At 59.7% G+C, this 13,319-nt stretch carries 12 protein-coding genes; 7 read left to right on the top strand and 5 right to left on the bottom strand.

Features of this window, described 5'->3' with window-relative positions:
• The first annotated feature begins 1 nt into the window (after position 1).
• The 6 genes from ACR0L4_RS11830 (at position 2) to ACR0L4_RS11805 (ending at position 5,764) form a co-directional block, all read left to right on the top strand.
• Positions 2 to 1,192 carry a phosphoglycerate kinase gene (locus ACR0L4_RS11830; RefSeq protein WP_480513141.1) on the top strand — a complete coding sequence of 397 codons (1,191 nt, stop codon included), beginning with the start codon at positions 2 to 4 and terminating at the stop codon, positions 1,190 to 1,192.
• Between the two features lie 160 nt (positions 1,193 to 1,352).
• Positions 1,353 to 1,652: an FtsB family cell division protein gene (locus tag ACR0L4_RS11825; protein WP_480513139.1), complete on the top strand. Its 300-nt coding sequence runs from the start codon at positions 1,353 to 1,355 to the stop codon at positions 1,650 to 1,652.
• 176 nt (positions 1,653 to 1,828) lie between these two features.
• Complete coding sequence (gene pdhA, locus ACR0L4_RS11820) at positions 1,829 to 2,818, top strand: pyruvate dehydrogenase (acetyl-transferring) E1 component subunit alpha (protein ID WP_480513137.1); 990 nt, start codon at positions 1,829 to 1,831, stop codon at positions 2,816 to 2,818.
• A gap of 15 nt (positions 2,819 to 2,833) precedes the next feature.
• Complete coding sequence (locus ACR0L4_RS11815; protein ID WP_480513135.1) at positions 2,834 to 4,204, top strand: pyruvate dehydrogenase complex E1 component subunit beta; 1,371 nt, start codon at positions 2,834 to 2,836, stop codon at positions 4,202 to 4,204.
• Positions 4,204 to 4,464, top strand: coding sequence for a hypothetical protein (locus tag ACR0L4_RS11810; protein ID WP_480513133.1), 261 nt, complete (start codon positions 4,204 to 4,206; stop codon positions 4,462 to 4,464). The genes ACR0L4_RS11815 and ACR0L4_RS11810 overlap by 1 nt, the downstream gene beginning before the upstream one ends.
• Position 4,465: 1 nt before the next feature.
• A complete protein-coding gene (locus tag ACR0L4_RS11805; RefSeq protein ID WP_480513131.1) occupies positions 4,466 to 5,764 on the top strand; it encodes a pyruvate dehydrogenase complex dihydrolipoamide acetyltransferase in 1,299 nt (432 codons plus the stop codon).
• A gap of 70 nt (positions 5,765 to 5,834) precedes the next feature.
• Here the strand turns inward: ACR0L4_RS11805 and cysE are convergent, their stop codons facing one another.
• Positions 5,835 to 6,644 (bottom strand): serine O-acetyltransferase, encoded by an 810-nt coding sequence (gene cysE / locus ACR0L4_RS11800; RefSeq protein ID WP_170750807.1) that lies wholly within the window; start codon positions 6,642 to 6,644, stop codon positions 5,835 to 5,837.
• Positions 6,645 to 6,728: 84 nt separating this feature from the next.
• Here cysE and ACR0L4_RS11795 point away from each other — a divergent pair, with 84 nt between their 5' ends.
• Positions 6,729 to 7,067: a TraR/DksA family transcriptional regulator gene (locus tag ACR0L4_RS11795; RefSeq protein WP_480513128.1), complete on the top strand. Its 339-nt coding sequence runs from the start codon at positions 6,729 to 6,731 to the stop codon at positions 7,065 to 7,067.
• Between the two features lie 281 nt (positions 7,068 to 7,348).
• Here the strand turns inward: ACR0L4_RS11795 and ACR0L4_RS11790 are convergent, their stop codons facing one another.
• Genes ACR0L4_RS11790 through ACR0L4_RS11775 form a run of 4 tightly spaced genes read right to left on the bottom strand, consistent with a single transcriptional unit; the run spans position 7,349 to position 13,309 of the window.
• Positions 7,349 to 11,347, bottom strand: coding sequence for a baseplate multidomain protein megatron (locus ACR0L4_RS11790; protein ID WP_480513126.1), 3,999 nt, complete (start codon positions 11,345 to 11,347; stop codon positions 7,349 to 7,351).
• On the bottom strand, positions 11,347 to 11,793 hold the full coding sequence (locus ACR0L4_RS11785) for an NlpC/P60 family protein (protein ID WP_170750813.1): 447 nt from the start codon (positions 11,791 to 11,793) through the stop codon (positions 11,347 to 11,349). The genes ACR0L4_RS11790 and ACR0L4_RS11785 overlap by 1 nt, the downstream gene beginning before the upstream one ends.
• Complete coding sequence (locus ACR0L4_RS11780) at positions 11,790 to 12,677, bottom strand: DUF2163 domain-containing protein (protein ID WP_480513124.1); 888 nt, start codon at positions 12,675 to 12,677, stop codon at positions 11,790 to 11,792. Before ACR0L4_RS11780 ends, ACR0L4_RS11785 begins: the two co-directional genes overlap by 4 nt.
• Complete coding sequence (locus tag ACR0L4_RS11775; protein ID WP_480513122.1) at positions 12,677 to 13,309, bottom strand: phage distal tail protein, Rcc01695 family; 633 nt, start codon at positions 13,307 to 13,309, stop codon at positions 12,677 to 12,679. Before ACR0L4_RS11775 ends, ACR0L4_RS11780 begins: the two co-directional genes overlap by 1 nt.
• Positions 13,310 to 13,319 lie beyond the last annotated feature (10 nt).

The raw sequence follows: 13,319 nt of genomic DNA, 5'->3' as shown, positions 1-13,319 counted from the left end.
GATGGGCTGGAAAACACTGGACGATATGGATCTGAACGACAAACGCGTGCTGGTGCGCGTGGACATCAACGTGCCGGTCGTTGACGGTGTTGTGACGGACGCCACCCGCATTCAGCGCATTGTCCCAACGGTGCAGCACATCCTGGCATCTGGTGGCAAACCCATCCTGCTGGCCCATTTCGGCCGTCCCGGCGGTGAGCGACGCGAAAACCTGTCGCTGAACCAACTTGTCCCGACCTTGGAGTCTGCATTCGGCGCGAAGGTCCTGTTCGCCGCTGATTGCGTGGGCACTGAGGCTGAACTGGCCGCCGATGCTCTGCAGCCCGGTCACGTGCTGCTGCTGGAAAACACCCGCTTCCACGCGGCTGAAACCAAGAACGATCCGGATCTGGCCGCTGGCATGGCGCGTCTGGGCGATGTCTACTGCAATGACGCGTTCTCGGCCGCGCACCGCGCCCATAGCTCGACCGAGGCGCTGGCCCGTTTGCTGCCCGCCTGCGCCGGTCGCCTGATGCAGGCCGAGCTTGAGGCGCTGGAGGGCGCTCTGAGCGCGCCTAAACGCCCTGTAACAGCCGTTGTTGGTGGCGCGAAAGTGTCGACCAAGCTGGAGCTGTTGGGCAACCTGATCGATAAGGTGGACTATCTGGTCATCGGCGGCGGTATGGCGAACACGTTCCTTGTCGCCAAGGGTGTTGATGTCGGCAAATCGCTGGCCGAAACCGCGATGAAGGACACCGCCGCAGAGATCCTCGCCAAGGCCGAAACATCCGGCTGCACCATCGTGCTGCCTATTGATGTCGTCGTCGCAGAAAAGTTCGAAGCCAATGCTTCGCATCAGGTCCTGCCCGCAGACCAATGCACTGAAACCGGGATGATCCTGGACGCTGGTCCGGAAAGCGTCGCTGCAATCACCGAAATCTTTGCAAAAAGCCAGACCTTGATCTGGAACGGCCCGCTCGGCGCGTTCGAATTGGAGCCATTTGACGCCGCTACCAACGCCGCCGCGCTCAAAGCCGCGGCACTGACACGCGCGGGTCAGTTGATCTCGGTCGCGGGTGGCGGGGATACGGTTGCTGCCTTGAACGCCTCAGGCGCGGCGCGCGACTTTTCCTATATCTCGACCGCTGGTGGCGCCTTTCTGGAATGGATGGAGGGCAAGGCCCTGCCCGGCGTCGCGGCACTGGAGCAGTGATCATCGCGGCGCGCTCAACCCCGCGCCGCGAGACAATCTGACTCAACCACGCAATTTTGCGAATCAGGGGATTCACATCCCGAATCACCTGTGACATAGTGTGTTCAGAGGCCCACAAAGGGCCCGTTCTTGAGGCAGACTTCATACGGCGGTCAACAGAGTGTCCCGTTCCCATCGGCCCGGTTTGGGCGCAGTTTTTTTCTTTTCGGTGGCTTTCATGCTGGGTGTGTATTTCACCTTCGCCGCCGTGCAAGGAGACTATGGCCTGTTTCGGCGGGTCGAGATTTCGGCGGAACGGGATGCCCTGTCGCGCGATCTGGCCAATCTTGAAGCCGAGATCGCTGAGATGGAAAACCTGACCAGACGTCTTTCGGACACTTTTCTGGATCTCGACCTGCTGGACCAACAGGCCCGCTCGGTTCTGGGCATGATCCGCGCGGATGAGATCGTCATCCGCTGAGATCGCTGACCAAAGCATGTCATGAAATCACAAACTTCACGCCTTTGATAGCATGCACGCGGCCGGGATTTGCGCACACGGACGCTGCGTCACATTAACACTCGCCAGATCACCCGAAATACACTAAAAGATAGTTTAACGCTAAACTATCTGTCCGAAAGGGGGAGATCGCCACGATGGCCGCGCGAAAAACCACAAAGAAACCAAACGTTTCTGCGGAAGAACTCAAAACCTACTACCGCGAAATGCTGCTGATCCGCCGATTCGAGGAAAAGGCCGGCCAGCTTTACGGTATGGGTCTGATCGGCGGCTTCTGCCATCTTTATATCGGACAGGAAGCGGTTGTTGTCGGGCTTGAGGCCGCAGCCAAGGAAGGCGACAAGCGCATCACTTCATATCGCGACCACGGCCATATGTTGGCTTGTGGCATGGACCCGGGCGGCGTGATGGCCGAACTGACCGGGCGTGAGGGCGGCCTGTCCAAAGGCAAAGGCGGCTCGATGCACATGTTCTCGAAAGAGAAGCATTTTTACGGCGGCCACGGCATTGTTGGTGCTCAGGTCCCGTTGGGCGCCGGTCTGGCCTTTGCTGACAAGTACAAAGAGAACGGCGGCGTGACCTTCACCTATTTCGGCGACGGTGCCGCCAACCAGGGTCAGGTTTATGAGACGTTCAACATGGCGGCCCTTTGGGAATTGCCGGTGGTTTTCGTGATCGAAAACAACCAGTATGCCATGGGCACAGCGCAGGCGCGCTCGACCTCGTCGGCTGACATCTACCATCGCGGCCAAGCCTTCGGGATACCGGGTGAAATGGTCGATGGAATGGATGTTCTGGCGGTCAAAGCCGCAGGCGAAAAAGCCGTTGCCCACTGTCGGTCCGGCAAAGGCCCCTACATCCTTGAAGTCAAAACCTACCGCTACCGTGGCCACTCGATGTCGGATCCGGCCAAATACCGTACCCGAGAAGAGGTTCAGAAGGTTCGCGAGCAAAGCGACCCGATCGAACATGTGCGCGAGCTGCTGCTGACTGGCAAACACGCGACCGAGGATGACCTGAAGGCGATCGACAAGGAGATCAAAGAGGTCGTCAACCAGGCCGCCGAATTCTCTAAAGAAAGCCCTGAGCCGTCGCTGGACGAGCTCTGGACAGATATCTACGCCTGAGAGGACGAATAAGACATGGCAACCGAAATTCTCATGCCCGCCCTTTCGCCCACGATGGAAGAGGGCACGCTGGCCAAATGGCTGGTCAAGGAAGGCGACACCGTATCCTCGGGCGACATCATGGCCGAGATCGAAACCGACAAGGCCACGATGGAGTTCGAAGCCGTCGATGAAGGCATTGTCGGCAAGATCCTGATCGCCGAGGGCACCGAGGGTGTGAAAGTGAACACCCCCATCGCCGTCCTCGTGGAAGAAGGCGAAGACGCCTCCGCCCTGCCTGCGGCTGCGCCCGCAGCTGCAGCGGTGGCCGAGGCCGCCCCTGCGGCGGTTGAGACCCCCGCTCCTGCCGCTGCTCCCGCGGCGCCAGTGGTGGACCTGTCGCCCGACTGGCCTGCTGATGCCGAAATGAAGTCCGAAACCGTCCGCGAAGCGCTCCGCGATGCGATGGCCGAGGAAATGCGCAACGACGAAGATGTCTATCTGATGGGCGAGGAAGTCGCCGAGTACCAGGGCGCCTATAAAATCTCGCAAGGCCTGCTGGATGAATTCGGCGCCAAGCGCGTGATCGACACCCCGATCACAGAACATGGTTTTGCTGGTATTGCAGTGGGTTCGGCCTTTGGTGGTTTGAAACCGATTGTCGAGTTCATGACCTTCAACTTCGCCATGCAGGCGATTGACCAGATCATCAACTCGGCCGCGAAGACGCTCTATATGTCCGGCGGTCAGATGGGCTGTCCCATCGTGTTCCGGGGCCCCAACGGTGCCGCCGCCCGCGTCGGTGCGCAGCACTCTCAGGACTACGCGGCGTGGTACATGCAAATCCCCGGCCTGAAAGTTGTGATGCCCTATTCGGCAGCCGATGCCAAAGGCCTGCTGAAATCTGCGATCCGCGACCCCAATCCGGTGATCTTCCTGGAAAACGAAATCCTCTATGGCCGCTCGTTCGATGTGCCACAGGTGGAAGACCTGGCCATCCCCTTGGGCAAGGCTCGCATCTGGCGAGAAGGCTCGGACGTGACCATCGTCAGCTTCGGCATCGGCATGCAATACGCGCTGGAGGCCGCCGACAAACTGGCCGAGGACGGCATCAGCGCCGAAGTGATCGACCTGCGCACCATCCGCCCGATGGATACCGGCGCGATCATCAACTCGGTGATGAAAACCAACCGTCTCGTGACCGTCGAAGAAGGCTGGCCGCAAGGCTCGGTCGGCAGCTACATCAGCTCGGTCGTGATGCAGGAGGCGTTCGACTATCTCGACGCGCCCGTCATCAACTGCACCGGCAAGGATGTTCCGATGCCCTATGCCGCGAACCTCGAAAAGCTGGCCCTGATCACCACGGATGAGGTGATCGCTGCCGTCAAACAGGTGACCTACCGGTAATGGAGATCAGGGGCCGCGATCCAGCAACCGAATGCTACCGTGTCGAGATCAATCTCGGCGACCGGACCGTAAGGGCGCTTGTGCCCGAACGGCTGGCGGCGGATATGCGTTTGATCGGTGCGCGCCCCTCTCACCAGACCGCCTATGTCTGGATGGCTGAGAACAACGATAAAATCGAGGCTGCGATTGCGACCCTCGCACGCGGCACCGGGCGCCCCAAGGCGCCCTTTGACCAAATTACTCTGATTGAGGAGCGCTGAGATGCCCACCGAAATCCTGATGCCTGCCCTGTCCCCGACGATGGAGGAAGGCACACTTGCAAAATGGCTTGTCAAAGAGGGCGACACCGTCTCCTCCGGTGACCTGCTGGCCGAGATCGAGACCGACAAGGCCACGATGGAGTTTGAGGCCGTTGACGAAGGCACCATCGGCAAAATCCTCATCCCTGAAGGATCTGAAGGGGTCAAGGTCAACACCGCCATCGCAGTTCTGCTGGAAGATGGTGAAAGCGCGGATGATATCGCAGCTGCACCTGCCAAAGCTCCCGATGCGGCCCCCGCCGCTGCGGGCAACGAGGCCGCCGCGCCAGCGGCATCCGAGGCGCCCGCCCCTGCCCCGGCAGCGCCTGCCAAAGCGGACGGTGGTCGTATCTTTGCCTCACCCCTCGCTCGTCGAATTGCCGCACAAAAAGGTCTGGACCTGACGCAGATCGCCGGCTCCGGCCCGCATGGTCGTATCGTCAAGGCCGACGTCGAAGGCGCAACCGCATCGGCTCCGGCTGCTGCCCCCGCCGCTGCAGCACCAGCCCCGGCGGCGCCCGTTCCGGCTGGCCCTTCTGCGGATATGGTGGCCCGCATGTACGAGGGTCGCGAATTCGAGGAAATCAAGCTCGATGGCATGCGCAAGACCATTGCGGCACGCCTGTCCGAAGCCAAGCAGACCATCCCGCATTTCTACCTGCGCCGCGATATCAAGCTGGACGCGTTGCTCAAGTTCCGGGGCCAACTGAACAAGCAGCTGGAAGGCCGGGGCGTGAAGCTCAGCGTGAACGACTTTATCATCAAGGCCGTCGCCAACGCGTTGCAACAGGTGCCCGCCTGCAATGCTGTGTGGGCAGGCGATCGCGTGCTGCAACTGAAACCGTCGGATGTGGCCGTTGCAGTCGCAATCGAAGGGGGCCTTTTCACGCCGGTTCTGCAGGATGCCGATACCAAATCCCTGTCGGCCCTGTCGACCGAAATGAAGGACCTTGCTGCCCGCGCCCGCGAGCGCAAGCTGGCGCCGCATGAATATCAGGGCGGCACCTTTGCGGTTTCGAACCTCGGCATGTTTGGCATCGACAATTTCGACGCCATCGTGAACCCGCCGCATGCCGGTATTCTGGCGGTTGGTTCGGGTGTCAAAAAGCCGGTCGTTGGTGATGACGGAGAGCTTACTGTTGCGACCGTCATGTCGGTCACAATGTCGGTCGACCACCGGGTTATCGACGGCGCGCTTGGGGCAGAGTTGCTGCAGGCCATCGTCGACAATCTTGAAAACCCGATGGTCATGCTGGCCTAGGCCAAATGATTTTGGAAAGACAAAGGCCGCCTCGATTTCCGGGGCGGCCTTTGCTTTGGTTTTTGTTGAGTTACTGATCTTTGCCCAGCATATGATCCATCGAGATCGAGGGCTGGTCGCATCCCGCCTCGCCCACGATTTTCGCGGGGATGCCAGCGACAGTTTTACAGGGCGGGACAGGCTGAAGTACCACTGATCCCGCCGCGATGCGGCTGCAATGGCCAACCTCGATATTGCCCAATACCTTGGCACCGGCTCCGATCAGGACGCCATTGCCGATTGTGGGATGGCGCTGTTCTTCTTCTTTTCCGGTGCCGCCCAGCGTCACGGAATGCAGCATCGAGACGTTGTCGCCAACAACCGCGGTCTCACCAATGACAATGGAATGCGCGTGGTCGATCATGATGCCCTTGCCGATCCTGGCGGCCGGGTGGATGTCGATCCCGAAAATCTCGGATGATCGCATCTGGAAAAAATAGGCCAGATCATGGCGACCCTTGCGCCAAAGCCAATGCGCGACGCGATAGGCCTGCATCGCCTGGTAGCCCTTGAAATAAAGGATCGGCTGCAACAGACGGTGGCAGGCCGGGTCGCGTTCATAGACGGCCATCAGGTCAGCCCGCGCGGCCTCGATCAGGCTGGGATCGTCGGCATAGGACTCATCCACGATCTCGCGCAGCACCATCATCGACATCTCGTTCGAACACAGTTTGGCCGAAATCCGATAGGACAGAGCACGCTCAAGACTGCGATGATGTAGGACACAGGCGTGCACAAGCCCACCCATCAGTGGCTCTTGTTCTACTGCGGCATGTGCCTCGGTCGTGATACGGTTCCACACCGGATCGACAGGGGTAACGTGGCTGCGCTTTTCAAACATGGCTTTTGATCCTTTGCTGCGCCTAGAATGCCATTTAGTGGGAAAAACACCAAACGCAAACCCGTGATCGGCATCTTAACCAAAATGAATGAGTCCAAGCGCACCTATTTCCAGACACAAATACGCGAGCTACTGGCAGAGTTGGCACAGCAATCTGCCCTGGCACAAGAGGCGCAATCCATCGTCGAGTTGGACCAGCAAGCGGTCGGTCGCCTCAGCCGGATGGATGCGCTACAGAACCAGGCAATGGCGAAGGCGCAACAGGCCAATCGCGATCTCGAGACCCGCCGCCTTCAGGCTGCGCTGAGACGCATTGAGGAAGATGAGTACGGCTATTGCAAGGACTGCGGCGATGAAATCCCCGAGGGGCGTCTGCGTTTGGACTTTGCGGCCAGCAAATGTGTCAGTTGCGCGTCCGGTTGACCTGAAATCGGATCCGGTGACGCAGAACCAGTTCGAAACACCGACAATGATCACAGTCTTCAAAGTCTGGTTCATCGGCCAGCGACCGAACGCGGGCCGCCGCCATCAGAAACCGTCGCCGCAGCCGGAATGAGAATGTCCGGTGCACCAGACATGCAGTCCGACCAGCTCGGCCTCGACCAGAATTTCGATACACAAGGACTACCGGTCGCGCTGCGCCACGCCCGACAAGGCCGGTGTCGCAGCGCTAACGTCACCGTAAAAGACCCAGCGTATTATGCCTATACGATCCGTATCCGGGCGGCGGGCCCAGGTCCGTATGTGGCCGATATCTGAGCCACGTCAACGTCGAAACCTCCGGCCAGACCATCTGCTGCCTTCATTGCGGGCGTGTAGTCCCAATGGGGTTCGGTCGCGATTGCCTCGCGCAACACCACACCACCGGCACGCACGCGGATCAGATAGGATTCACTTTCCTCGCCTAAGGGAATATCCAGTGCAGCCCAATCGTCTCCGTCGATACGCGAGCGTCGTATCCATGAGAACGCGTCGACGTTGTCGTTTGAAGACACCTTCAAGTGAACAGGCGCGTAGGGTCGAAGCCCATTGCCGTCGAAGGCCTCGACCAGATACTCGAAAGACGGGTCATCATAGCCCCGAGTGGCTGGACCAATGCGATAGTGTCTGGCGACGCGACGTTCACTTGGCAACAGGCTGGTTTGCACGACACGCTCGTCCAGCAAAACAAAAGTCGACCCTTCGGGCCAGGCCTCGGGCATCAGAGCATCCGTGCCCAACTGCCCTCGCAGACGACCGGACAGGCTATAGACCCCCTGCTCTTGCAATGTGGCCTCTGAAAACTGAAACAGTTCCCAATTCCCCGGCGTTCCGTCACCAATGGCAGCCAGATTGGCCCCATTCAACAACGAGGCGCGCGGGCGGGATTCGAGAACACCGTCGATCAGGTTGACCCGCAGCGCTCCGCCCTCGTCCCAAATGCCTGTCGCTGCATGGCGCAGAGGTGTTTCCGTATATCCCATAACCGCCTGACCCGTGATGACATCGCGCAGCGCATAGTCCTCGTCGCTGGCCGACGCGTGGACGGCAACACTGCCGGGCCAGGGGTCCGCAGAAACCGCAAGATACGGTGCGTGCGGTGCTTCGGTCCCCGTGATCAGTGGCAAGTCCAGAAAGATTGGCACAACGGGAACAGGGGCCTGGAATGGCTTCTCTGCAACCGGGTCGTCCTGCAACCCGTTCGCAGTGTAGATGCCCCGCTCGATCCGCACGGCTTCGGCCAGTTGCAGGTCTGCTTTTTCAAGACGATCGATCCGGTAAAGCGCGCCGGCGTCATCTTCTGACAGTCGCACCACATCACCGGCCCCCAGATGCATCAGGGACGGAGGCAAGGCAAAGCGAACGGTATCCCGGGACACTCGCGCTTCGCTGAGCCAGCGTTCTGTTGTTTGGCGCCCTTCCGCGCGGGTCATGGACAGCGGCATCTCGTTGACGGCAACAGCATGGGTTCGCGCATCCGGCAGAACGGCCTCTTCCGCGATCAGATCGTGATCCGCATCCGATTGAACAAACCGCAACCGGACCCGACCGGTCATTTCGGCCTCGGCCTCGCGGCGGTACTCCACGGTGCCATCCAGATCGGGGCTGACCGCCAGATGATCTGCCTCCAGCGCGACAGCCCCTACACCGTTGCGCATCTGAAAGCGCAGAACGCCGTCGCGCTCGATCGCGTCAAACCCGTATCTCAGCATCAATGGTTGCAGCGCCGAGCGCGCGTCCGCGACATCTTCAATCGCATATCCCCGGACAACCCCATAAAGCTGTGAGACATCGATATCCGTGACCCCTGCCCCATGGCAGATTTCGGTCACCACCGACGCCAGCGTTCGCGACCCCGAACGCCCGTTGAGCCAATGGCCCCGAGCATAATTCTCGCCATCATCCCACTGACTGCGCAGGTTCGGAAACGTGGGGAAAGGACGGGCATCCCAGGCCCAGACATAGGCGTTGGACATGTCCAGCATGGGGCCGCCATAGATTTCGGAGACGGGGTTGTTTTTTGGTTCGGACCAATAGCCCAACATCGCCGTCAGGTACTGCACCTGAATAAAGTCATCCCTCAAGCCGTTCGAATGGGACGGCACGCTCGATTCCGAAGATTTGGGGTCCAGAAACTTGTTGGGCTGATTGGTGCCCTTGTCGATTGCGGCGCAGCCCAGTTCGGTGAACCAAATCGGTTTTGACCCGGGCACCCAGGCGGTCGGGTTTTCCTGACGAACACCATCGACCCGTTCATGGTGCCAGTTGGACCACCAGTTGCGCAGATCCTTATAGCGCCAGATCCAAGGCTCATCATAACTGCTGTCTTCGATCGGAGTTCGAATTTGAGCGTCTGCCTCTTCGTGTGAAGCATAGTACCAGTCATACCCCTCGCCGCCTTCGATATTGGCGCGCAGATAATCCAGATTGTAAATTGACCTGGCCTCGGCGTCCTGATGATCCTCACCATCGCGCCAATCGGACAGAGGCATGTAGTTGTCGATACCGATGAAATCGATGTTGTCATCGGCCCAGAGTGGATCGAGATGAAAGAACCGATCCCCGGTTCCGGCGGGTTGATAGCCGAAATACTCGCTCCAATCTGCAGCATATCCGATCTTGGTATCAGGTCCCAGAATCTGGCGCACATCAGCCGCCAGTGCACGCAGTTTTTCGACCGCTGGAAAACCGCTCAGGCCGCGGATCTGGGTCAGGCCGCGCATTTCCGAACTGATACAGAAAGAAGCCACGCCGCCTGCAAGTTTGCAAAGGTTTGCGTAGTGCAGAATGAAACGACGCAGACCCCAGTCTTGCGGGCCTTCATAGTCAACACGTCCGTCTCGGACCACAAAGTCGCCAATTTGCGCCGAGCCGAAAAATGCCGCCACCTGTGCGTCAGCCGCCGCTGTCTGATCGGACGATCCGTCACGCCCGGGGGCCACATCCAGCGTGATCCGACCGCGCCAGGGCAGATGGGGTTGATCCCCATCCGACCACGGGTCGGGCAAACCATTCTCCTGCAACTGCTCCATGAGGATGAACGGATAGAACATAACTGATTTTTCTCGGGATTTCAGGTGTTGAATAGCCTGCACAACCGCATCATCAGCCGGAGTGCCGCCATAGACCGGCCGTTCGTTTTGGTAGGGCACGACGTCTGCCGTTCCCTGCTCCTGACCCTGTCTTCTCCAGAAACTGTTCTGGAAAAACCGCCGCCCGACGCCGCGATGTTCGCCAGAAACAAGCCAAGGCATGTTCTTGCCATCTATGTCGTCGCGAACAACCTTTGGCTTGATCTGACACTCGCCGCACCGCAGATCGCTTCCAAACCAGGAAACGATGAGCGAAGCCGCTTTGCAACTCGGCAGTTCGCGCTCCAGCGCCCGCGTCGAGGCAATCAGATCCGGTTCACCCGAGGCTGAATGGACATTTGCGGCCCAGGTGCTGCCACGCTGTTTTGAGTAGTTCACCTGCGTGCTGGCCAGCGCGTATTCACCGGTGCCCGGCATCAAGGCAACGCTCTGAACGATCTGGCTCAGGTCCTGCGCGTGATCCGGCATATCCGGCTGGGTCGGACGCACGACCTCAAAGGAAAACTGCGGAACCCGGTTGCCGAACGAGGCAAGCTGGAAATCCTCGATCACCACATAAGCCGTACCCCGGTAGGCGGGCACGTTGCCTGCACCTTCAATCGCTTCGATAAGCGGGTCGGGAAGTTGATCCCGCGTTCCGGTGTACACCCGGAAATTGAGCCCAGCGCGCTCCTGTTCTTCCCCGTCTGCCCAGACGCGCGAAACATCGGCGATTTCACCACCACCCACAGCAATGGCAAGCGAGATCGAGTAGCTGTAGCTGGTCGTTGTCACCTCGGGTGGTTTGGGTGATCCTTTGCCACCTCCGCCCGCAGACTGAGTGCTCGACGTCCGGGTTTCCAGAAAATCCGAGGACCAGATCACCTGCCCCCCCACGCGCATACGTCCAAAGACTGTGGCAACCGGTGCACCTTCGCCGGTCTCGGTCAACCGAAAACGATCCATTCGACCGGTTTCAACAACTTCACTGCCGCCGCCCAGGACCGACTGGCTCATGATCCGTTGATCGATCACACGCCCCAATGTGGCCCCTACCGCGCGTCCGACAATTGCAGTTGACAGGCCGGCAACCGTGCCCCCGATCGAGCCCCCCAAGGCGGCCCCTGCTGCGGAAAGAAGAATCGTAGCCATCAGTGCCCCTCCAACGGGAATTCAAAACAGGCGACCACCCGGCGACGCCAGGGATCGCTCAGGGCGTTTTCGACCACGCCATGTCCGGAATAAGCATGAATGAAACGCGGCACATCTCCTGTGCTGCTGACGATGCCCAGATGTTTTGCGACACTGCTGTCGCGCATCCGGAACAAGAAAACATCGCCCGCCATCATGCGGGCCAAAGGTTTTTCGGCCAGATGGCGTCGCGCCGCCGCCCACATGCGTTCTTCGCCTTGGGGTTCAGACCAGTCCATGCTGTAAACCGGCACAGCTTCGGGCTCGTGCCCGATCACCTCGCGCCAGACACCGCGCAAAAGGCCCAGACAATCCGTGCCCGCGCCGCGAACCGAGGCCTGATGGACATAGGGCGTACCCAGCCAAGCGCGCGCCGTGTCCACGATATCCTGCCTGCAAATCGTCATCGTCTGCTTCCACCTCCGTTCGCGTTGCCTTTCTTGGGCACCGCCATCACCCAGTCTTCGCCGGGCAGATCCGGAAAACCCTGAAAGTTCAGCAAATTGTTGAACTTCAATCGACACGTCTCCATGCGCTTGTCACAGCCGGCAGTCAGTTTGACCCGATCACCTACGGCCAATCCACCGCCGATGCCGGACCACAGGGTGATCTCGCGCCCGTCGTCGGTCCGACGGTCTTGTTTGATCGCCCCCCAAAGCCCAATGGCAGAGCCCGAGCTGACATCCAGTCGCCCCCGTTCGAACCAGGCCTCTTCTGACGAGCTCCCGCCCTGCAGTTGAAGCGACGTTGTGCTGTCGATGCCGGTGACTTCAGCGTAGGCCTGATAGCCGGCGAGCGTTGTGTCGAACCGACAGGACCGATCCCCCAGAACCGCCGTACAGGGTTTTTGGTAGATACGCCCTAGCGGGCGGTTCAGCAGGTCGGTCAACCCACGCAATTCGGCGTGAAACGCCCCCCCTGCCCGGCGCAATTCGCCGATTGAACCCCTAAACTGAAGCACGCGCAGCTCTGGTTCCGCCCAGTTGATCAGCCAGGAACGTACCTCGGCCCCGTCAAATCGACCTGCCTCGATATCATCCTCGCGTACCGAAGCATCGGACAACGCGCCCATTGCCTCGGTGTTGTCGATCGACAGCCCCGTTGCCTGCTCGATTGCTGTTGCGGTCAAACCGGTGCTGGCTTTGAAGGTCAGCCCGTCGAAGGCCAGTTCCCTGTCGTGATCGGTGAAGCCGAACACCTGCCCATCTGAGCGTGTGATTGCCCAGCATCGGCAAACAGTAGTCAAGCCACTTGCCAGATGATCCTGTAGCGCCTGTGCATCTCCGTTCATCAGACCCGCACCTCGACCACTGGTACGTTCGGCACATCCCCAGCCTGAAAACTTGCCACGCTTGTCTGGATCTTGTCGGTATCAAAGCGCACCGGCACGTCAAATTCGAAACCGGCGGTGATCTCAACCTGTTCCGGCGGCGGATCAGCAAATGTGACCTGCCCGCTGGTCACATCAACTTCAAAATCGACTCCGTCGCGCAGTTCGTCCTGATCCAAGCCAAGACGCACACTGCCCAATACCGGTTTGGCAATCGGGCGCACATAGCTGACACCGCCCGACAAGTAGATCTTCACAAGCTGAAAGGTAATGCGCTCTCCGTCACCTCGTGCAATGACCTGATCGCCCTTGTCAATTTCGGCTGTTGCGGCGGCGGATTTATAGTCTGACCAGTCTTTCCATCGGAATCCAAACATCTGGCCTTGCCGCGCCTCAAAGAACGAGATCATCGTTTCAATGTCATCCAATGACCGCATACCCAACCCGGCGTCATAGCGCCTGCGCGAATGCGCCCAGGGGGTATTGCGTTCCTCGAACCCGTTGGCCAGCGTCACAATATCCGTGCGTCGTTCGGGACCGCCAACCGAGCCAAAGCTCAGGCTGGCCGGAAATCTCACCTCGTGGAAATTCATTCTCTGCTCC

This window comes from Ruegeria sp. AB5, assembly GCF_056542645.1.
Note: the sequence above shows the minus strand (reverse complement) of the source record. Positions and strands in the feature narration are given on the sequence as shown.